General features: G+C 72.0%; 21 protein-coding genes. 11 read left to right on the plus strand and 10 right to left on the minus strand.

The window, feature by feature from the left end:
- Positions 1–62 precede the first annotated feature (62 nt).
- Together ACPCJR_RS11200 and ACPCJR_RS11205 are read left to right on the plus strand one after the other, a co-directional pair.
- On the plus strand, positions 63–1511 hold the full coding sequence (locus tag ACPCJR_RS11200) for a YcjX family protein (RefSeq protein ID WP_391512229.1): 1449 nt from the start codon (positions 63–65) through the stop codon (positions 1509–1511).
- The gene (locus ACPCJR_RS11205; RefSeq protein WP_391512228.1) at positions 1508–2536 is read left to right on the plus strand and encodes a YcjF family protein; all 1029 of its coding nucleotides are present in this window, start codon (positions 1508–1510) and stop codon (positions 2534–2536) included. The genes ACPCJR_RS11200 and ACPCJR_RS11205 overlap by 4 nt, the downstream gene beginning before the upstream one ends.
- Positions 2537–2671: 135 nt before the next feature.
- Here the strand turns inward: ACPCJR_RS11205 and ACPCJR_RS11210 are convergent, their stop codons facing one another.
- From ACPCJR_RS11210 to ACPCJR_RS11245, 8 genes are all read right to left on the minus strand, one after another.
- Positions 2672–3055: an exopolysaccharide production protein YjbE gene (locus ACPCJR_RS11210; protein ID WP_391512227.1), complete on the minus strand. Its 384-nt coding sequence runs from the start codon at positions 3053–3055 to the stop codon at positions 2672–2674.
- A gap of 221 nt (positions 3056–3276) precedes the next feature.
- Complete coding sequence (locus tag ACPCJR_RS11215) at positions 3277–3828, minus strand: RBBP9/YdeN family alpha/beta hydrolase (RefSeq protein WP_391512226.1); 552 nt, start codon at positions 3826–3828, stop codon at positions 3277–3279.
- A gap of 74 nt (positions 3829–3902) precedes the next feature.
- Positions 3903–5171, minus strand: a complete 1269-nt coding sequence (gene lysA, locus ACPCJR_RS11220; protein WP_391512225.1) for a diaminopimelate decarboxylase — start codon at positions 5169–5171, stop codon at positions 3903–3905.
- A gap of 106 nt (positions 5172–5277) precedes the next feature.
- On the minus strand, positions 5278–5628 hold the full coding sequence (locus ACPCJR_RS11225; RefSeq protein ID WP_110350308.1) for a hypothetical protein: 351 nt from the start codon (positions 5626–5628) through the stop codon (positions 5278–5280).
- Between the two features lie 77 nt (positions 5629–5705).
- On the minus strand, positions 5706–5984 hold the full coding sequence (locus ACPCJR_RS11230) for a 3',5'-cyclic-nucleotide phosphodiesterase (protein WP_391512224.1): 279 nt from the start codon (positions 5982–5984) through the stop codon (positions 5706–5708).
- Between the two features lie 178 nt (positions 5985–6162).
- Entirely contained in the window at positions 6163–6861 is a 699-nt protein-coding gene (locus tag ACPCJR_RS11235) for a hypothetical protein (protein ID WP_391512375.1), read from the minus strand.
- A 160-nt stretch (positions 6862–7021) separates the two neighbouring features.
- On the minus strand, positions 7022–7636 hold the full coding sequence (locus ACPCJR_RS11240; RefSeq protein WP_110350310.1) for a DUF1134 domain-containing protein: 615 nt from the start codon (positions 7634–7636) through the stop codon (positions 7022–7024).
- A 133-nt stretch (positions 7637–7769) separates the two neighbouring features.
- Positions 7770–8606: a 3'(2'),5'-bisphosphate nucleotidase CysQ family protein gene (locus ACPCJR_RS11245; RefSeq protein WP_391512223.1), complete on the minus strand. Its 837-nt coding sequence runs from the start codon at positions 8604–8606 to the stop codon at positions 7770–7772.
- 338 nt (positions 8607–8944) lie between these two features.
- On the opposite strand from ACPCJR_RS11245, the gene chpT reads away from it, so the two are divergent.
- From chpT to ACPCJR_RS11290, 9 genes are all read left to right on the plus strand, one after another.
- The gene (gene chpT / locus ACPCJR_RS11250; protein WP_331287792.1) at positions 8945–9685 is read left to right on the plus strand and encodes a histidine phosphotransferase ChpT; all 741 of its coding nucleotides are present in this window, start codon (positions 8945–8947) and stop codon (positions 9683–9685) included.
- A 189-nt stretch (positions 9686–9874) separates the two neighbouring features.
- Positions 9875–12631 (plus strand): chemotaxis protein CheW, encoded by a 2757-nt coding sequence (locus tag ACPCJR_RS11255; protein WP_391512222.1) that lies wholly within the window; start codon positions 9875–9877, stop codon positions 12629–12631.
- 32 nt (positions 12632–12663) lie between these two features.
- Complete coding sequence (locus ACPCJR_RS11260; RefSeq protein ID WP_391512221.1) at positions 12664–13143, plus strand: chemotaxis protein CheW; 480 nt, start codon at positions 12664–12666, stop codon at positions 13141–13143.
- A gap of 16 nt (positions 13144–13159) precedes the next feature.
- On the plus strand, positions 13160–13561 hold the full coding sequence (locus ACPCJR_RS11265) for a response regulator (RefSeq protein ID WP_391512220.1): 402 nt from the start codon (positions 13160–13162) through the stop codon (positions 13559–13561).
- A gap of 69 nt (positions 13562–13630) precedes the next feature.
- On the plus strand, positions 13631–14779 hold the full coding sequence (locus ACPCJR_RS11270) for a protein-glutamate methylesterase/protein-glutamine glutaminase (protein ID WP_391512219.1): 1149 nt from the start codon (positions 13631–13633) through the stop codon (positions 14777–14779).
- The gene (locus tag ACPCJR_RS11275; RefSeq protein ID WP_391512218.1) at positions 14779–15636 is read left to right on the plus strand and encodes a CheR family methyltransferase; all 858 of its coding nucleotides are present in this window, start codon (positions 14779–14781) and stop codon (positions 15634–15636) included. Before ACPCJR_RS11270 ends, ACPCJR_RS11275 begins: the two co-directional genes overlap by 1 nt.
- Before the next feature lie 47 nt (positions 15637–15683).
- Positions 15684–16409: a 5-oxoprolinase subunit PxpB gene (gene pxpB, locus ACPCJR_RS11280; RefSeq protein WP_391512217.1), complete on the plus strand. Its 726-nt coding sequence runs from the start codon at positions 15684–15686 to the stop codon at positions 16407–16409.
- Complete coding sequence (locus tag ACPCJR_RS11285; RefSeq protein WP_391512216.1) at positions 16406–17428, plus strand: biotin-dependent carboxyltransferase family protein; 1023 nt, start codon at positions 16406–16408, stop codon at positions 17426–17428. Before pxpB ends, ACPCJR_RS11285 begins: the two co-directional genes overlap by 4 nt.
- Positions 17429–17486: 58 nt before the next feature.
- Complete coding sequence (locus ACPCJR_RS11290) at positions 17487–18581, plus strand: UV damage endonuclease UvsE (protein WP_391512215.1); 1095 nt, start codon at positions 17487–17489, stop codon at positions 18579–18581.
- A gap of 24 nt (positions 18582–18605) precedes the next feature.
- Here the strand turns inward: ACPCJR_RS11290 and trhA are convergent, their stop codons facing one another.
- Positions 18606–19286 (minus strand): PAQR family membrane homeostasis protein TrhA, encoded by a 681-nt coding sequence (trhA, locus tag ACPCJR_RS11295; RefSeq protein WP_110350320.1) that lies wholly within the window; start codon positions 19284–19286, stop codon positions 18606–18608.
- A 271-nt stretch (positions 19287–19557) separates the two neighbouring features.
- A complete protein-coding gene (locus ACPCJR_RS11300; RefSeq protein ID WP_391512214.1) occupies positions 19558–20694 on the minus strand; it encodes a COX15/CtaA family protein in 1137 nt (378 codons plus the stop codon).
- Positions 20695–20863 lie beyond the last annotated feature (169 nt).

Here is a 20863-nt window from a genome sequence, read left to right on the forward strand (position 1 = left end):
GATCGGCCCCCGTGCGCGCCACCTGACAGCGGCCAAGCCCGCTTCCGCCGCCAGAGTCCGCCTTGCCGCCCCTCTTCGACTACGCCGCGCAAGCGGGCTCCGCGATCAAGGCCTTCGCGGAGGCCTCCAGCGACCTCCTGATTCAGCCGACGCTGCGCCTCGGCGTCACCGGCCTCGCCCGCTCCGGCAAGACGGTGTTCACGACCGCCCTCATCCACCACCTCGTGGAGGGCCACGCGCTCCCCGCCTTCGAGCCAGCGCATGCCGGCCGCCTGCGCCGCGCCCGGCTCGTGCCGCAGCCCGACGACGACGTGCCGCGCTTCCCCTTCGAGGAGAATTTTTCCGCGCTCACGGAGGCCCGGCGCTGGCCGGGCTCGACCGACCGGATCAGCCAGTTCCGCCTCGCCATCGAGTACGAGCGGGCGGGCGGCTGGCGCAGCGGGCCGGCGACGCTGATGCTCGACGTGGTGGATTATCCCGGCGAGTGGCTGCTCGATCTCGCCCTGGTCGATCAGAGCTACGTGGCGTGGTCGCGCGCCACCATCGCCGGCACCCGCCGGGCGGGCCGGGCCGAGATCGCCGCGCCCTGGCTCGCGGTGATGGCGGAGCTCGATCCGGCCGCGCCCCTCGACGAGGTGGTGGCCGAGCGCGCCGCCAACGCCTTCAAGGCCTATCTCGCGGCCCTGCGTGCGGGTGCGGAATCGGTCGCCACCACCCCGCCGGGGCGCTTCCTGATGCCCGGGGATCTGGCCGGCTCGCCGATGCTGACCTTCGCCCCCCTCGACCGGCTGGAAGAGGTGCAGGCGCCCGGCAGCCTCGGCGCCCTGATGGAGCGGCGCTTCGAGGCCTACAAGAGCAAGGTGGTGGAGCCGTTCTTCCGCGAGCATTTCCAGCGAGTCGACCGGCAGATCGTGCTGGTGGACGTGCTCTCGGCGGTCGATTCCGGGCCGGCGGCGCTCGCCGAGCTCGAAGAGGCGCTGGACGCGGTGCTGCTCGCCTTCCGCATCGGCCGCAACAGCCTGCTCTCGCGCTTCTTCGCGCCCCGGGCCGAGCGGATCATGTTCGCCGCGACCAAGGCCGACCACCTGCACCAGTCGAGCCACGACCGTCTCGACGCGCTGCTGCGCCTGCTGGTCTCGCGGGCGATGCGCCGGACCGAGGCCGCGGGCGCCCGGGTCGGCACCGTGGCGCTCGCCTCCGTCCGCGCCACACGCGAAACCACGGTGCATGACGGCGGCGAGGTGCTGCGCGCCGTCTCCGGCACGCCGGAGGCGGGCGAGCATGTCGGCGACGAGACCTTCGACGGGCTCTCGGAAGCCGCGGTGTTTCCCGGCGAATTGCCCGCCGACCCGCAGGCGGTGCTCGACGGGGCGGTTCCGCCGGGCTCCTTCCGCTTCCCGCGCTTTCGCCCGCCCCCGGTCAGGTCCGACGCGCTCGGCCGGCCGGGCCATCTGCCGCAGATCCGGCTCGACCGGGCCATGCAGTTCCTGATCGGGGATCGGCTGACGTGACCAACCCGCAGCGCCCGCGCGCCTTCCGCATCCCGTCCGCCGACCAGCCGCCGCCGGAGGCCGCAACCGCCGAGGCGCCGCCCCCGCCGCGGCCGGAAGTACGCTTCGTCGACGAGCCCTACGAGATCGTGGACGCGGCCGACGGCGTCGCCGTGCCGGTGGCGCCCAAGCGTCGGGCGCCCTGGCTCTCGATCCTGTTCAGCGCGCTCGGCGGCCTCGTCACCATCGCGGTCGGCCTCTCGATCGAGCGGCTGATCACCGACCTGTTCGCCACCGCCCCCTGGCTCGGCTTCGTCGCGCTGGCCCTCCTCGGAATCGCGGCGGTCGCCCTCACGGCCCTCGTCGCCCGCGAGGCGCTCGGCGTCTGGCGCGAGCGCAAGATCGAGGCGTTGCGCGAGCGCGCGCTCGCGGCGCTGTCCACCCGCGATCACACCGCGGCGCAGGGCGTGGTGCAGGAGTTGCGCGGCTTCTACACGGGCCGGCCCGCGCTCGCCGCCGGCATCCGGCGGCTGGACGCCGTGGGCGACGCGATCCTCGACGTGGACGACCGTCTGGCGCTCGCCGAGGGCGAGTTGCTGAGTCCCCTCGACCGGCAGGCCAAGGCGGCCATCGCCCAGGCCGCGAGCCAAGTCTCGGCCGTGACGGCTTTGAGCCCGCGAGCCATCGTCGACGTCGCCTTCGTGGTGTTTTCCGCCGCCCGGCTCCTGCGCCGGATCGCGGCGATTTACGGGGGCCGCCCCGGCCTGCTCGGCTTCCTGCGCCTCGCAAGGGCGGCTTTGGCCCACCTGACCGTGACCGGCGGCATGGCGGTGGGCGAGGGCATGCTGCATCAGGTGCTCGGCCTGGGGCTCGCCGCCCGCGTCTCGGCTAAGCTGGGTGAAGGCGTGCTCAACGGGTTGATGACGGCCCGCTTCGGCCTTGCGGCGCTTGCCGTCTGCCGTCCCCTGCCCTTCGTCCGCGTGAGCCCGCCGACGGTCAACGATGTCGCCGGCCAGCTTTTCCGCAGCAGCGAGGACAAGGCGTGACGCGCCCTCGCCCTGGCGCAGCGGGTTGATCGGGTTCGCAGCAGCGCCCCGAACAAGAAAGCTCCCGCACCGGCTGGTGCGGGAGCTTCTCACTTGAAACGGCCTTGAGGCTTGGACAGCCTTGAGGCGCGGCGATCAGCAGTCGTCGCCGCCCTTCTTGTCGCCGAGCTTCTGGTCGTGGCCGGCCGCGTTCATCGCGCCGACGGTGCCCGGGGCGGCCGGCTGATCGCCGCCCGCGGTGTTCTTGGCGGACGAGGTCTGGTCCGAGCCCGGCTTGTTGCCGACGCCCTGGCCGGCGCCGACATTGTTCATCGCGCCGACGGTGCCGGGGGAAGCCGGCTGCTGACCGCCCGCGAGGTTCTTCGAACCCGCCTCGGCACCGCTGCCGGTGCTGCTGTTCGCGGCCGTCGATCCCTCGGGAGCCTTGGCGGTGCTGCCGGTGTTGCACGGCGCGGCGAGCGCGGAACCGGCGATGAAGGCGAAAGCGGTGGCGGTGGCGATGGTCTTCGTGAACGTCACGATAGCGTTCCTCCGATTCTGTCCGACCGGATTTGCCGACCGGTGTGCCCGGAGAAAGCGATTAAGGAAATTTAAGTTCCCGATTCTTCCCGAGATGAATTATTTTTTGGAATTCGCGAACGAGAACCGCTTTCCCGCCGCTTGGGCCCGTCACTTGGGCCAGTCACTTGGGAAAGTCGATACGAACCATCGGCTTGGTGATGGGGGCCAAAGCGCCGGGCTCAGAGCGGTGCGAGGAAGCCCGCCAGCCGCATCAGCCCCTCGGGCCAGGGCCCGTGTCCGCTCGCCACGTTGATGTGGCCGGCCTCGCCCGCATCCACCAGCGCCGAGCCCCAGGCATAGGCGTAATCCTCCGCCCGCTCATAGGTGCAATGCGGGTCGGTGCGGCTCGCCACGAGGAGCGAGGGGAACGGCAGGGGATCGCGCGGGACGGGAGCGAAGGCGCGCACGCTCTCGGGCAGGTCCGCCCCGGCCTCGATATCGGGGAAGGCCACGAGCAGGGCCCCGCGCACCACGCCTTCGGGAAAGCGCGGCGCCGCCTCCACCGCCGCGACGACGCCGAGGCTGTGGGCGATGAGGATGACCGGCCGGTTCGCCGCCGCCACCGCTTCCGCGATCCGGGTGCGCCACGCCTCGGGGTCGGGCTGGTGCCAATCGTCCTGCGCGACGATCCGCGCGGTCTTGAGCCGCGACGCCCAGCGGGCCTGCCAGTGCTCCTCCTCGGAGCCGGCATAGCCGGGCAGGATCAGGATGTCGCAATCGGCGGTCTTCATGGGCGGTCTTCTACGGATGGGCGGCGCCTCGACGCAACGGGCGGCGGGGCGGGCGGCTCCCTCGCCCGCCGCCCTCAGGCGAGCCAGTCGGGCAGGCGGTCGAGGCGGATCATGTCGTCGTAGCTCGGGCGCGGGCGCACCACCGCCGAGCGGTCGCCGCTCACCAGCACCTCGGGCACGAGGCGGCGGCTGTTGTAGGTGCCAGCCTGGACCGCGCCGTAGGCCCCCGCGCTCATCACGGCGATCAGGTCGCCCGGCGCCACCGCCGGCATCTCGCGGCCGAGCGCGAAGTAATCGCCGCTCTCGCAGACCGGGCCGACCACGTCCGCCGTCAGCCGGGGCGTGTCGGGGGCCGGCTCGCGCAGGGGCCGCAGGGCGTGGAAGGCCTCGTAGAGCGTCGGGCGGATCAGATCGTTCATCGCCCCATCGACGATGACGAAGGTCTTGCTCTCCGTGGGCTTCACGTAGATCACCCGGGTGACGAGGATGCCGGCATTGCCCGCGATCATCCGCCCGATCTCGAAGACCGGACGCAGGCCCAGCGGCTTGAAATGCCGGCGCAGAATCTCGGCCAAAGCCGCCGGGTCGGGCGGGGGCGCGTTGTCGTCGCGGTAGGGAATGCCGAGCCCGCCGCCGAAATCGACGTGGTGCAGCCGGTGCCCGTCGGCGAGGAGGTCGCGGGCGAGTTCGCAGAGCAGGCGGGCGGCGTTGTCGAAGGGGGTCAGGTCCGTGATCTGGCTGCCGATATGCATGTCGACGCCGGTGATCGACAGGCCCGGCATCCGCGCGGCCAGGGCGTAGACCTCCCGGGCGCGGGAGATCGGGATGCCGAACTTGTTCTCGGACTTGCCCGTCGAGATCTTGGCGTGCGTACGCGCGTCCACGTCCGGGTTCACCCGGATCGAGACCGGGGCCGTCTGCCCGCGGGAGGCGGCGACTTCGGACAGGGCGGCGAGTTCGGGTTCGCTCTCGACGTTGAAGCAGAGGATGCCCGCGTCGAGGGCGGCGGCCATCTCCTCGCGGGTCTTGCCGACGCCGGAGAAGACGATGCGCTCCCCCGGCACGCCCGCGGCGAGCGCCCGGCGCAGTTCGCCCTCGGAAACGATGTCCATGCCCGCGCCCTGGCGGGCGAGCGTGGCGAGCACCGCCTGATTCGAGTTCGCCTTCATGGCAAAGCAGACCAGCGCGTCGTCGGCGGCGAAGGCCTCGGCGAAGACGCGGTAATGCCGCTCCAGAGTCGCGGTGCTGTAGCAGTAGAACGGCGTGCCGACGGCCTCCGCGAGCGCGGTCAGATCGACGTCCTCGGCGTGGAGGCGCCCGTCCCGATAGTGGAAATGGTGCATGTCCGGACAATCCGCCGCCGCTTGCCTCGCCGGTCCCACGGGACCGGGCCGTCGCGCCCAGTGGCTCTAAGGGGTGTGAGGTGCTCTCCGGCGGGCGGAGCGCATCCTACAGGATCGCGTCGAGGATGAAGGGTTCCTTCGGGATCCGGTAGCCGCGCTTGCTCCCGCGGGAGGTGGTGACCGGAACGGCGTCGCCGCCGGGCGGGATCGCCGCGGGGTTCAGCTCGTCGCCCGCCAGGACGGCGTCCGCCTCGGGCGCCGCGCCGCGATCACCGACGGAGACCGTGCTGCCCGGCAGGCTCCGGGCCGAGGCCGGCGCCCCGGGGCGCACGACGGGGGCGGTCTCGGAGACGGCCGCGCCCGGCGGCTCCAGGCTGCCGCGCCGGCCGCAGGCCGAGCAGGTCAGGGCGAGGCCGAGCGCGATCAGGATCGGAAGGCGGGAGGAGGGGGCGGACATCGGCATTTCCGGCATGGCGGCGGCGCCAGCTTAACCGTTGGCCGCGCGCGGCGCGAGCCCGCGGCCGCGGGGACTCCTCAGCTCTTCTTGTTGCCGCGCGCGGAATCCTTGGGCGGCGTGTAGGCGTCGATCGCCCGGCGGCAGTTCTCGGAGAGCTTGGACCAGTTGGTCTTGAAGCACTGGTCGGTCGCCGGATCGTCCGGATCGAGGTTGCCGCAATAGCTGAGATAGTCGCCGGTGCAGTACTTCTTGAGCGTCTCGTTGCCGCGCTTCGACTGCTGCGCCTGTGCCGGGACGGCCAGCAGGACGGCCGCGCCCGTCAGGGCGAGAACGAAGGGCGTCAGCTTCAGGGCCATGATGTTCGCTCGATCGCGGTTGTGGGAAGATCCGGCGCGATGATGCCCCCGCATGTCCGCAACAAGGCGGCCCCGGGGCAAACGCAAGGTGGATCGGTGCTTACGGGCTCCCGGGAAACGCCGCAAGGGAGATGGCCGCGGGCGGGTGCCCGCGCGGTGCGTTTCGGCTCCCGGCGGCTCAGCCCTCGGCGAGCGCGGGGGCCGGTGCGGAGGCTGGGAAGGTGCCGACCTGGGGCAGGCGCTCGCGCCGGGCCAGGGCATCGGCCACCTCGGCGATGCGACGGCGCAGCTCGGCGGTGTCGTCGCCTCCGCGGGCGGCGAGGGCGGCCTGCGCCGCCGCGAGTTCCGTGCGCAGCCTCTCCAGCTCGGCGCGCAGCATCCCGGTCTCGTCCGCGTCGTCTTCGGCGGAGAGGGCGGCGGGCTCCCCTTGCGCGCGGCGGGCGCGCTTGAGGTCGTCGAGGATGGTGCGGTGGGCCTCCTCTAGGGCATGGAGGGTGGCGAGCCCGGTCTCGCCCTCGGCACGGACCCGGGCGAGATCGCGGTCGAGGCCGGCGATGCGTTCGAGGGCGCGGGCCACCTCCGCCTCGCTCAGGAGGCGGGCGGCGACCGCGGCTTCCGCCTCCATGGTGCGGGCCCCGATCGCGGCCATGTCGGCGTGGCGGTGGGCGGCGACCGCCTCCGCCTTGCGCTCCAGCCGGCGCTGCGCCACGGCGAATTCCGCCCGCAGATGGTCACGCTCGGCCACCACCTCGGAGACGCTCACCGGCAGGGTCGCCTCGATCCGCCGCCGGGCGAGGCGGGCGGCGCGGGCGTTCACCGTCGGCAGGATCGTCAGGGCGCACAGGCTCGCCACAAGGAAGCCGAGCCCGAAGATCATCACGGTCTCGATCACGTCGGGGGGCCCTCACGCCGCCTCGGCCGGCAAGTCCGGCCGCTGCGTCTTTTGCCCGTCTTGCCCGCGGGGAGGCAAGCGGCCTTCGGTCGCGCCGCGAAGCCACTCTTGCGGCTCCGCGCGTGAAGGCGGCCCGGAGGAAAAATCAGAACGGGTTCCAGGTCGGACGGCCGGTGAACTTCAGATAGCCGACATTGATGCCGAGCCGGGCGCCCACGCCCGAGCGGATCGGCACCACGATGACCCCGCCATCGGTCACCGCGGTCATGCCGAAGCCGCCGATGAAGTAGGCCGAGCCGTCCACCCCGCCGAAGCGGCGGTAGAGGTCGCGCACGGCGGGCAGATTGTAGACGAGCATCATGGTGCGCGCCCCGTCGCCGCCGACATCGAAGCCCAGCGTCGGCCCCTGCCAGTAGATCCGGCGCTGCCCGGCATTGCGGGTATAGAGCGTGCCCTCGCCGTAGCGCAGGCCGCCGACGATGGCGCCCGAGGCCTCCTGACCGAGGATGTAGCCGTTGGGCTCGCCCCAGCGCCGGGTCGCCTCCTCGACGGTCAGCGCGAGGCCGCGCGACACGCTGCCGAAGAAGCGGTGCCCGTTCTCGACGATCTCCCGGGGGCGGAACGAGTCAGGGCGGACGCTGTCGTCCTGATAGGCCAGAGCGGGGACGGCACCGGCCAGGAAACCGCCGGACAGCCCGGCCGACAGGCCGAGCAGGGCGGTGCGGCGGGTGGTGCCCCGACGGATGGGATCGTGCGGCATGTCGGTCTCCCTCTCCCCGCGCGCGGGCGCTCCCGCCCGGCGGGCACGACATCGCCGCAGGGAGTGCGCAATCTCGGGACCGATCAAGTCAAGATTGGGTTAACAGGCGATTAAGCCTCCGCCGGCCGAAGGCTCAGGCGCCGCCCGCCCGGCGGAGGTCGAAATACGAGACGGCACTGCGCGGCGGCAGGGCCAGCGCGTCGCAATAGGCCGCCGAGCCGAGCGCGGCGAAGGGACCGTTGCGGTAGAAGCGGTCGCGATGCCCGTAGGTGACCAGCGCCCCGCCGGGGCCGATCACGCGCCCGCCGGCCATGGTCAGCACGTGGTCGCCGGCGGCCGTGTCCCACTCCATGGTGGGGGCGCAGCGCACGTAGAGGTCCGCCTCGCCCGACGCGATCAGGCAGAACTTCACCGCCGAGGAGGCGACCCGCCGCTCGCCGACCGCCAGACGTTCCAGGCAGGCATCGGTCTCGCTGTCGCCGTGGCGGCGGCTGATCAGGGCGACCGGGCCCGAAGCGGGCGCCGCGCGCACCCTCACCGGACGGAAGGCCCCGGGCCGGCCCTCGCGGATCGGCGCCTCGCGGGCGCTCGTGCCCGCCGCCCAGACCCGCCCGAGACCCGGCGCCGCCAGGGCCGCGGCCACCGGCCGGTCGCCCTGCACGAGGCAGATGTTGACGCAGTACTGCTCGTGGCCCGCCAGGAAGTCGCGGGTGCCGTCGAGGGGATCGACCAGGAAGAACAGCGGCGCGGGTTGCGCGGCGCAGGAGGTCTCCTCCGCGATCACCGGGATGTCGGGATAGGCCCGCGCCAGAGCCGCGACGATCAGGGCCTCCGAGCGGGTGTCGGCGAGGCTGGCCGGCGAGCCGTCGGGCTTGATCACGTGCGGGCAGTCGCTGCCGTGATAGCCCTTGAGGATCCGCCCGGCCTCGCAGGCGATGCCGGCGAGCCGCTCGGCGATGGCGTCGCGCATCGGCTCCGGGACGGGTACCGTCAGGGACACCGGCTCGCAGGCCGGGACGGGGTCAGACGCGGTCGCTGGCGCAGACATGCGATTGTCATCTCACGGCAAAGACCGGCTTGTCGACCGGCGGGCGCACAAATCGGCGTGGCCTCCGTATCCGCGACGCTGCCCCACGCGGCCCGATTGGTCGAGGCGGCGCGGAGGCCGCACGACGGACGCGGCTTTCCAAAGCGTGCGTCCGTGACTATTCGCTTGGCTCAACCGGTGCCTGCGGCGTCCGAGGAGCGGGCTGCCCGCAACGGACGAGGCCGCGCGACACCTTTCAATATCCGGGAACGGAGCGTGCCATGAGCGGTCCCACCAGCCTCACCCTCGACGCCCTCGATCTCTCGGCGCTGCTGTGCTCGCGCGTGTGCCACGACGTGATCAGCCCGATCGGCGCCATCGTGAACGGCCTCGAAGTGCTGGAGGACGACGATGACCCCTCCATGCGCGAGTTCGCCCTCGACCTGATCCGCAAGAGCGCCCGCACCGCCTCGGCCCGGATCCAGTTCGCGCGCATCGCCTTCGGCGCGGCGGGCTCGGCCGGCGCCTCGATCGATCTGGCCGATGCGGAGAAGGTCGCGCGGGCCATGTTCGCCGACGAGAAGACGCAGATCACCTGGAGCGCCCCGCAGGCCCTGTTCCCGAAGAACAAGGTGAAGCTCCTGCTCAACCTCGTGGTGATCGCGTCGAGCGCGATCCCCCGCGGCGGCGTGATCGACGTGGCCGTGACCGGCGGCGGCGACGCGCCCCGCTTCGTCCTGCGCGCCAAGGGCAGCCATGCCCGCATCCCGGCCCATGTGGAAGCCCTGATCGCCGGCACACCCGAGGGCGGCACCGTCGATGCCCACGGCATCCTGCCCTTCTATGCCGGCCTCGTGGCCCGCGCCGCGGCGATGGACGTGCGTTTCGCCATCGAGGGCGACGAGGTGACGGTGACCGCCACGCCGACCGAGGCCGGGACGGGGCTGCCCGGCGCGCCCGCCCCGAGCGTCGAGGACGAACGCCCCTCCGACAGCGCGCCGCCGGACACGCAGCTCGCCTGAGGCGGCCTTCCCCGTGGGACGGCGCCGTCCCACGGAGTGGATTCCTTATAAGGGGTGGCCGGCGGCGTCTTTCGGTCGTCTGAAGCGACGAACAATTGTGAATTTTAGCGCCGCCGCAACGCTTCACTAACTTTCCAAGGCGAGAGTGCTCGTCGCACGTCCGTTCGTGCGCGTAGACGAGTATCCCCCATGGACGATCTGCTTCGCGAGTTCCTGGTCGAGAGCGCCGAGCACCTGGACACGGTCGACGCGGAGCTTGTTCGGTTCGAGCAGGATCCGAACAACCAGCAGATCCTGCGCAACATCTTCCGGCTGGTGCACACTATCAAGGGCACCTGCGGCTTCCTCGGTCTTCCGCGCCTGGAAGCTTTGGCCCACGCCGCCGAAACGCTGATGGGGCGCTTTCGCGACGGTTATCCCGTCAGCGGCTCCTCGGTGACGCTGATCCTCGCCACCCTCGACCGTCTCAAGGCGATCCTCGCCGATCTGGAGGCCACCGGCTCCGAGCCCGCGGGGGGCGATTCCGACCTGATCGACGCCCTGGAGCAGATGTCCTCCGAGGAGGCGCCCGCCGCCGCTCCGCCGCCGCCCGCGCCGGTGCTGCAGGCGCTGCCGGCCATCGTCGAGCGCGAGTTGAAGCCCGGCGAGGTCTCGCTCGAGGATCTGGAGCGCGCCTTCATGGAAGCGCCCGGCCCCGACGATTTCGCCAGCGAGCCGCCTGCGCCGGTGGCCGCGCCGGCCGCCGCGCCGAAGGTCGAGATGGCGTCTGCGATCGCGGACGAGCCCGCCGCCCCCGCCCGGGAGCCGGAATCGGCCGCCGAGCGGTCCGCGCCGTCGGCCTCGGCGCCCGCCGAGGGCGGCGAGGGCGGGGTCGCCAAGGTGCAGACGATCCGCGTGAACGTCGACACCATCGAGCACCTGATGACGATGGTCTCCGAGCTGGTGCTGACCCGCAACCAGCTCCTCGAGATCGCCCGCCGCCACGAGGATTCCGGCTACAAGGTCCCGCTGCAGCGCCTCAGCCACGTCACGGCCGAGCTGCAGGAAGGCGTGATGAAGACGCGCATGCAGCCGATCGGCAATGCGTGGCAGAAGCTGCCCCGGGTCGTGCGCGACCTCTCGGCCGAACTCGGCAAGGGCATCGACCTCGTGATGTCGGGCGCCGAGACCGAACTCGACCGGCAGGTGCTCGACGTCATCAAGGACCCGCTCACCCACATGGTGCGCAACTCGGCCGATCACGGCATCGAGTCCACCAACGAGCGCATCAAGGCCGGCAAGCCCGCCCGCGGCTCGATCCGCCTCTCGGCCTATCACGAGGGCGGCACGATCACGATCGAGATCGCCGACGACGGCAAGGGCCTCGACCTCGCCGCGATCCGCAAGAAGGCGATCGAGCGCAACTTCGCGCCCGCCGCCGACATCGAGCGGATGACCGATGCGCAGGTCGCGAAGTTCATCTTCCACGCCGGCTTCTCCACCGCCAAGGCGATCACCTCGGTCTCCGGCCGCGGCGTCGGCATGGACGTGGTCAAGACCAACATCGAGACCATCGGCGGCGTGGTCGACATCGCGACCGAACTCGGCCGCGGCACCACCTTCACCATCAAGATCCCGCTCACCCTGGCCATCGTCTCGGCGCTGATCGTCAAGGCGAACGAGCAGCGCTACGCCGTGCCGCAGATCGCCGTGCTCGAACTGGTGCGGGTCGATCCCAAGAACGACAACAAGAGCACCAACACCATCGAGCGCATCCACGGCGCGCCGGTGCTGCGCCTGCGCGAGCGGCTCCTGCCGATCGTCACCCTGGATGGGCTGATGCGCGGCCAAGCCACCGTCGAGGAGGGCGAGGTCGTCGAATCCGGCTTCGTCGTGGTGGCCCAGGTCGGGCGCCAGCGCTTCGGCGTCCTCGTGGACGAGGTCTTCCACACGGAGGAGATCGTCGTGAAGCCGATGTCGTCGAAGCTGCGGCACATCCCGCTCTTTGCCGGCAACACGATCCTCGGCGACGGCGCCGTGGTGCTGATCGTCGATCCCAACGGCGTGGCCAAGCTGGTCGGTCAGAGCGCACAGTCCGGCGCGGCGACGGAGACGGAGGCCGAGGAGAGCGAGGCGGGCGACGCCAAGGCGACGCTCCTCGTCTTCAAGGGCGGTGCGGGCGGCTTCAAGGCGGTGCCGCTCTCCCTCGTCACCCGCCTGGAGGAGATCGACGCCTCGAAGATCGAGCATCTGGGCGGGCGCCCGCTCATCCAGTACCGCGGCCGCCTGATGCCGCTGGTCCCGGCCGATCCCGGCATCGCGCTGCGCTCCGAGGGCAACCAGGCGCTGGTGGTGTTCTCCGACGGCGACCGGGCCATGGGCCTCGTGGTGGACGAGATCGTCGACATCGTCGAGGAGCGCCTCGACATCGAGATCTCCGCCGACCGCTCCGACCTCATCGGCTCGGCGGTGCTGCGGGGCCGGGCCACCGACATCATCAACATCGCCCACTTCCTGCCGCTCGCCTACGACGACTGGGCGCGCGGGCCGCGCAAGACCACGGTCAAGGCGCCCTCGCTGCTGCTCGTGGACGACTCGGCCTTCTTCCGCGACATGCTCACCCCCGTGCTCAAGGCGGCGGGCTACGGCGTCACGGTCGCCGCCAGTGCCGACGAGGCGTTGGCAGCTCTCAGGGGCAATCCGGGCATCGACCTCGTGGTCAGCGACCTCGACATGCCCGGCCGCAGCGGCTTCGACCTCGTGGCCGCCATGCGCGGGGCCGGCGGTCGGCTCGCCGAGATGCCGGTGATTGCACTGACCGGCACGGTCGGGGCCGACGCGATCGAGCAGGCACGGCGCCTCGCGATCAGCGACCTCGTCGCCAAGTTCGACCGCAGCGGCCTGCTCGCCGCCCTGTCCGAGATCGGTGAAGCCGGCCCGTCCGGCGACGCCCGCGCCGCCGCCTGAGACACGAACGGACCGGAAGAGGAGCCGCCGCCATGCAGGCCGCCAACGCCAACACCGTCGCCACCGACACCACCGACTACGTCACCGTCTTCGTCGGCGAGACCATGTTCGGGCTCACCATCGACCGGGTGCACGACGTGTTCGTGCCCGCCGGTATCACCCCGGTGCCGCTCGCACCCAAGGAGATCGTCGGCCTGCTCAACCTGCGCGGCCGGGTCGTCACCGCCCTGTGCCTGCGCCGCCGGCTCGGCATCCCGGCCCGCGGGGCGGGCGCGGCGGAGATGGCGATCGGCCTCGAACAGGCGGGGGAGACCTTCGCGCTCATCGTCGACGGCGTCGGCGAGGTGTTGAAGCTCGGCGCCGACACCCAGGAGCCGGTTCCGATCAACCTCGATGCCCGCTGGCGCGATATCTCGCTCGGCGTCCATCGCCTGGACGGTCGCCTGCTCGTGATCCTCGACGTCGACGCGCTGCTCGCCTTCGGCGACGCCCGCGACGCCAAGGTGGCCTGAGGTGGAGGCCGCTCCCATGAAAACCGCCGCCACCCGGACCGCCCTGATCGTGGACGACTCGGCGGTGATCCGGAAGGTCGCCCGCCGCATCCTGGAGACGCTCGACTTCAGCGTCCGCGACGCGGAGGACGGCGAGACGGCTCTGGCGCTGTGCGCCGAAGCGATGCCCTCGGTGATCCTGCTCGACTGGAACATGCCGAACATGGACGGCTACGAGGTGCTGCGCCAACTGCGGCAATCCTCCCGCGGCGACCAGCCGAAAGTGCTGTTCTGCACCACCGAGAACGATGTCGGCGCCATCGCCCGGGCGCTGCGCGCGGGCGCCGACGAGTACATCATGAAGCCTTTCGACCGCGAGATCCTGACGGCCAAGCTCGATCAGGTCGGCTTCGCGATGCACCCGTCCGAGGCGGCCTGACCCCCTTCTCGCGGCTGCGGGGACCGTGACGGTCCCCGCCCTCCCTCCTCGATCCGGAAGCGAACCCCCATGTCGGCCTTTCCCGCCGTCGCCCACGCTCCGGCCGCGCGCAGCCCGGTGAAGGTGCTCGTCGCCGACGATTCCGCCGTGGTGCGCGGCCTCGTCTCGCGCTGGCTCGGCGAGGCGGGCCACGAGGTCGTCGCCACCGCCCCCAACGGGCGCGCCGCGGTCGAGGCCCTGGCCCGTTGCGCCCCCGACGTGGTGCTCCTCGACATCGAGATGCCGGAACTCGACGGCATCCAGGCCCTGCCCCTGATGCTGGCCAAGCAGCCGGGCGTGCAGGTCGTGATGATGTCGACCCTGACCCAGCGCAACGCCGACGTCTCCCTGCGCTGCCTCGCCCTCGGCGCGGTCGACTACATCCCCAAGCCCGAGAGCAACCGCGGCGTCACCACCTCGGACGGCTTCCGCAACGACCTCATCGAGCGCATCCGCGTGTTCGGGGCCGCCCGCGCCCGGCGCCGGCCCGGCCCGACCGCGGTCGAGAGCGGTTCCGCGGCGGCGCCCGCCGCGCCGGCCGTCTCGCGCCTGTCCGGCACGGTGACGTTGCGCCCGAAGCCCCGCACCGTGGTGGCGCCGCGCGCCCTGCTGATCGGCTCCTCGACCGGCGGCCCGCGGGCGGTGGGCGAAGTGCTGGAGAAGATCGGTGCGGCCACCCTGCGGCGCCTGCCGGTGCTGATCGTGCAGCACATGCCGCCGGTCTTCACGGCGGTGTTCGCCGAACATCTCGGCGCGCGGATCGGCCTGCCGGCGGCCGAGGGCAAAGCCGACGAGCGGGTCCAGCCCGGCCGCATCTACGTCGCGCCGGGCGGGCGCCACATGCGGCTGTCCGGCTCGGCCACCGAACCCGTGATCCGCCTCGACGACGGGCCGCCGGTCAACTTCTGCCGCCCGGCGGTCGATGTGATGTTCCTCGACGCCGCCGCCCTCTACGGCGGGGCGACGCTCAGCGTCATCCTCACCGGCATGGGCTCGGACGGCACGGCGGGCGGCCGCGCCCTGGTCGAGGCCGGCGGCACCCTGCTCGCCCAGGACGAGGCCACCAGCACGGTCTGGGGCATGCCCGGCAGCGTCGCCAAGGCGGGCCTGTGCCACGCCGTCCTGCCCCTGCCCGAGATCGGGCCGGCCCTGCGCCAGGCGATCGCGGAGCGCGGGTGATGACGGAGGCGGATTTCACGTTCCTGCGCGATTATCTCAGGAAGCGCTCGGGCCTAAGCCTCGGCGGCGAGAAGCGCTACCTCGTCGAGAGCCGGCTCTCCCCCGTCTGCCGCCGCTTCGGCATCGGCACCCTGTCCGACCTCGTCGGCACCCTGCGGCTGTCGCGGGAAGGCCCGCTGGAGCGGGCCGTGGTCGAGGCGATGACCACCAACGAGACCTTCTTCTTCCGCGACCGGGCCCCCTTCGACCTGTTCCGCGACGTGCTGCTGCCCCGGGCCATCGCCGCCCGCGCCTCCGTGCGGCGCCTGCGGATCTGGTCGGCCGCCGCCTCCACCGGCCAGGAACCCTACTCCCTGGCCATGCTGATCCACGAGGCCGCCGCCCAGCTCGCCGGCTGGCAGATCGAGATCGTCGGCACCGATCTCTCGACGGAGGTGCTGGAGAAGGCCCGGCTCGGCCTTTACAGCCATTTCGAGGTGCAGCGCGGCCTGCCCGTGCAACTCCTCGTCAAGCACTTCACGCAGGTCGGCGAGCAGTGGCGGATCAGCCCCAAGATCGCGGGCATGGTGAGCTACCGGCCGCTCAACCTGCTGCACTCCTTCGAGCATCTGGGCCAGTTCGACATCGTCTACTGCCGCAACGTGTTGATCTACTTCGACGCGCCGACCAAGGCCGACGTGCTGCAACGGATCGCCAAGGTGCTCGCACCCGACGGAGCCGTGCTGCTCGGGGCCGCCGAGACGGTGATCGGCCTCACCGACGCGCTGGCGCCCGACGGCGAGCATCGCGGCCTCTACCGCCATCCCGCCACGAGCGCGCGGGCGCCCCTGCCCCACCGCCTCGCCGCGGGCTTCTGAGAGACGCCCGTCTCGCGGCAGGCCGCGGGATCGGCTAGCTTCGCCGCATGACGCACGACGCGCCGCGGCTGCTGCCCTGCGGGGACACGGCCTTCACCATCGAGTTCGGCACGCGGATCGACGCCGGGGCGAGCGCCCGCGTGCTGGCCCTCGACGCGGCCCTGGCCGAGCGGGGCTGGCCCGGGCTGCTGGAGACGGTGCCGACCTACCGCTCGCTGACCGTGCATCTCGACCCGTTGCGCGCCGACCCGGCCGAACTCGGCCGCGCGGTGCTGGCGCTCGCCGCCGAGGCGCTGGCGCCGGTACCGTCCCGGCGGCTGTGGCGGATCCCCGTGGTCTATGGCGGCGCCTTCGGCATCGACTTGGAGGCGGTCGCCGCCCATCACGGCCTCGCGCCCGAGGCGGTGATCGCGCGCCACAGCGCCCCCGAATACCGGGTCGCGATGATCGGCTTCCTGCCGGGCTACGCCTATCTCGAAGGGCTCGATCCCGGCCTCGCCCTGTCGCGCCGCCCGAATCCGCGGCCGCTCACGCCCGCCGGCACCGTCTCCATCGGCGGCGCGCAGGCGCTGGTGGGAAGCATCGCCGCGCCCAGCGGCTGGCACCTGCTCGGCCGCACGCCCGAGAAAACCTTCGTACCGGGGCGCGAGCCGGTCTTTCTGCTGCGGCCCGGCGACCGCGTCCGCTTCGTGCCGACCCCGCCGGAGCGCTGGGACGCGCTCGCCGCCGCGGCGGAGGCCGGCGAGGCCGTGGCCGAATTGTGCGAGGCATGAACGCCCGCCTGCACGTCGCCCGCCTGACCGGAGCGGCCTCGCTTCAGGATGCGGGACGCCACGGCTTCCTGCGCTACGGCCTCTCCGCCTCCGGGCCGATGGACCCGCTCGCCCATGCCGCGGCCAACCTCCTCGTCGGCAACGGGCCGGAGGCAGCGGCCATCGAACTCGGGCTTGCCGCCGCGCGCCTGCGGGTCGAGGGCGGAGCGGTGCGGCTCGCGCTGGCGGGCGCGCCGAGCGTGCTGCGCCTCGACGGCGAAACCATCGCCGCCCACCGCTCCTTCGTGCTGCGAGAGGGCTCGGAACTCGTGATCGAGCGGCCCCGCGAGGGCGTGTTCGCCTCGCTCGCGGCCGGCGGCGGCTTTGCCGTGCCCCCCGTGATGGGAAGCCGCTCGCTGCACCAGCGCGCCGCCCTCGGCGGGCTCGACGGGCAGCCCCTGCGCGAGGGCGACCGCCTGCCGCTGGCCCCCTCCCCGCCCGGCGGCGCGGCCGAGCAGGCTCTCGATCCGGTTCCGCTGGAGCGGGAGGCTCCCATCCGCGTCGTGCTCGGGCCCCAGGACGACCTCTTCCCGGAGGTCGGGCTCGCGACCTTCCTATCGCAGGATTTCACCGTCTCGAACCGGGCCGATCGCATGGGCTACCAGCTCGACGGGCCCGGGATCGCGCACGGCCCGGGCGGCTTCAACATCGTTTCCGACGCCACCGTGGCGGGCTCGGTGCAGGTCCCGGGCTCGGGCCGGCCCATCGTGCTGCTCGCCGACCGCCAAACCACTGGCGGCTACCCGAAGATCGCCACCGTGATCTCGGCCGACCTGCGCCGGATCGCGCAGCGGCGCCCCGGCGAGCGCCTGCGCTTCGCGGCGGTCGATCTCGAAACCGCCACCCGCCTCGCCCGTGCGCAAGGGGCGCTCCTGGCGGGGCTGGCCGCACGGCTGCGGCCGGTCACGGGCGTGGCCGAGCGGCTGATGAGCGCCAATCTCGCGGGCGAGGCGGTGGACGCCCTGCGCGCCGGAGATTGAGATCCTGCGCGAAGCGGATTCTTCGGGGACGCGGAGGCCTCTCGCGCGTTGTCGGCCCATGTCACGCGCTTCCCCGACCCTCGCCCCGACGCAATCCGAGCCACCCCGCCTCGGCTTCTGCTGCACCTTCATTCCCGATCCGGACCCCGCCCACAAAACCCTCAAGGCGGCCAAGGACGCGGCCAAGCTGATGAACCTCGGCACGGTGACCATGGCGCATCTGGAGCGCCTGGGCCCGACCGCGCGCGTCGAGAAGCTGACGGGCGTGGTGCGCCACAACCTCGCGGCCCTGGAGCGGCAGATCGCCTGGGTCTCGGCCCGCCCGCCGCTGGAGCGGCTGCTGCGCATGGCGAGTTCGGTCCTGCCCGGCTACACCCATCCGGTGGCACAGCCCCTCTACGCCGAGCCCGCGCTGCGGGCCCTGATCGAGACCGGGCTTGCCCGCATCGGCGAGCGGGCGCGGGCGGGCGCCGTGCGGCTCAGCATGCATCCCGGCCCGTTCTGCATCATCGCCTCGCGCAATCCGCGGGCGCAGGAGAACGGCATCGCCGAGCTGGAGTACCACGCCGAGGTGATGGCGATGCTGGGCTACGGCTCCGGCTGGCACCCGCACGGGGCGCACGTGAACATCCATATCGGTGGGCGCGAGCCCGGCATCGAGGGATTCCGCGAGAGCCTGTCCCTGATCTCGCAGACCGCGCGCGACCTGCTCACCGTGGAGAACGACGAGTCGCTGTTCGGCCTCGACGCGGTGCTGCGCCTGGGCGACCGGGTACCGGTCGTGCTCGATCTCCACCATCACTGGGTCGAGAGCCGGGGCGCGTATATCGAGCCCGACGATCCCCGCATCCAGGCGGTCATCGCCTCCTGGCGCGGGGTGCGGCCGGTGAGCCATGTCAGCGTCTCGCGCGAGACGGTCCTGCCCGACCACGACCCCTCGACCCTGCCGGACTTCGCCGCGCTCTCGGGTGAGGGCCATTCCTGGCGCGATCTGGCGGCACATTCCGACCTGATGTGGAACGAGGCGGTCAACGCGCTCGTCGCCCGCCACCTCGCCTGGAGCGACTTCGAGATCGAGGCCAAGGGCAAAAACCAAGCGAGCGTGCCGCTGGCCGCGCGGATCGGGCGGGACCTCTCGCTGGCCGCGGCCTGAGCGGCCGCGGATCGGCCCTGCGCCTCAGGCTCCGACGCTCAGGACGCTCGCCATGATCGTGCCGTAGTGGCAGGCGGTCGCGGCGAGCACGAAGGCGTGCCAGATCGCGTTCTGGAACGGCAGGCCGCGCCAGACGTGGAAGACCACGCCGCCCGAGTAGAGCAGGCCGCCAGCGGCCAGAAACCAGAGGGCGGAGGGGGTCAGCCCCGAGATCACCGACTCGTAGGCCAGCACGCCGCTCCAGCCGAGCATCAGGTAGAGTACGATCGAGACCCGGTCCCAGCGCCCCGGCATCAGGATCTTGATGGCGATGCCGGCCAGCGCCACCGCCCAGATCAGGGCGAGCAGGCTCCAGGCTACGGGGCCGGAGCCGACCAGGGCCACGACCGGCGTGTAGGTGCCGGCGATCATCAGGTAGATGAAAGCGTGGTCGAACCGGCGCAGGATCCACTTGCGCGGGCTGACCGGCCACATGTTGTAGGCCGCAGAAGCGCCCAGCATCGCAACCATCGCGGTCGCGTAGACCAGCAGAGAGGCGCGCTCGATCCAACCAAGATGGGTGAGGGCCGCCGTCACGACCAAGCAGATCGCCCCGAGAAGTCCGAGAACGACACCCGCGATATGGACCGCCCCGTCCGCCCGCAATTCGCTGGGCGTGTAGTTCCAGGTCAGCGCAATCGGTCGTCCGTCCTCAGCCAGAAACATCCTCTGCTCCTGTGTTGGCGAGGTATTTAAGTCTTAGCAGATGCGACTCGTTCCATAGCCGGACTACCGAGATGCGACCTCTCCACAGAAATGATACGGCCGACGACTGAGCCCGTGCTGTGCAGCGCAAGATAAGCCGGTTTTTGTGCTGCACCGCCGTCCGGCCGCGCAGAATCCCTTCCTCAGGATCGGGACCGATGGCGACGGTTTCGTGACCCCGCCCGAGGGCGGAGCAGGTTTCGCGCCACTCGCGGTCCCGCCGCAGGTGGGGTCAGGCCCCGCGGCCGGCGAGCGCTTCGAGGCCGATCGGCACCGTGCCCTCGGCGGGCGCCCGGGCCGCACGCACGCCGAGGCCGAGGCGGGCATGGACGGTGGCCATGATCAGCACCGCCATGGCGAAGACCTGATGGGCGAGCCCCGCCCAGAGCGGCACCTGCAAGAGCAGGGTCACGATGCCGAGGCCCATCTGCGCCACGACGAGGGCGGCCACCCCCATCGCCCGTCCCCCGACCCCGCTGCGGACGGCCTGGACCGCGTGGGCGAGGGCCGCCAGCACCACGAGATAGGCGAACAGGCGATGGTTGAGCTGCACCAGGGCGAGGTTGTCGACGAAGTTCTCGATGAAGGGCACCTTGTCGAAGAGCACGCGCGCGGGCGGCACGAGCACGCCGTCCATGTCGGGCCAGGTGTTGTAGAGCAGCCCCGCCTTGGAGCCGGCCACGAGCCCGCCGAGCCAGATCTGCACGAGCACCAGCGCCGGCAGCAGGCAGGCGACGATCCGCACCGGTTCGGGCGCCGGGGCGAGGGCCCGCGCCCGGGTGCCGGCGGCGAGCCAGACGAGGCCCGCCAGGATCAGACTCGCGGTGGTGAGGTGCAGGGCGAGCTTGAGGGGGGCGACCGCCGTCATGCCGGGCTGAAGGCCCGAGGCGACCATGATCCAGCCGATCGCCCCCTGGAGCCCGCCGAGCAGGCCGAGGCCGAGCAGGCCCAGCAGCAGGCGGCGGCCGAGCATGCCGCGCCACCAGAACCACGCGAAGGGCAGGAAGAAGACGAGGCCGACGAAGCGCCCGAGCAGGCGGTGGCCCCATTCCCACCAGTAGAGCGTCTTGAAGCCGTCGAGACCGATGCCCTGGTTGAGGATGCGGAATTGCGGCGTGTCGCGGTACTTTTCGAACTCCGCCGCCCAATCGGCCGCACTCAGGGGCGGCACCACGCCCGTCACCGGCCGCCACTCGGTGATCGAGAGGCCCGACCCCGTGAGCCGCGTCGCCCCGCCGACCGCGACCATCGCCACGACGAGTACGGCCAGGAGGTAGAGCCATGCGCGGACCGCGCCGCGCCCGGGGCGGCCCGAGCCCGCCGGAACGGCGTCGAAGCGGTCGGCGGAAGAAGCTGTCGACAGTCTCATGGTCTCGCGTGCCCGGTCCGGCGGCTTTGGAACGCTTTGGAGCGAAGAGCGCCGGGCGTGGCTTACGGGAAGCACGGCCCCGTGCGCAACGCGGCGTATGACGCAGCCGCCCGGCGTTGCGGGGGAGGCCCGAGGTCGGTACGACCCTTTTTCGGCGCGCAAGCGCCCT

Origin of the sequence: Methylobacterium sp. NPDC097929 (genome assembly GCF_049543375.1) — a bacterium.
Classification (GTDB): Bacteria; Pseudomonadota; Alphaproteobacteria; order Rhizobiales; family Beijerinckiaceae; genus Methylobacterium.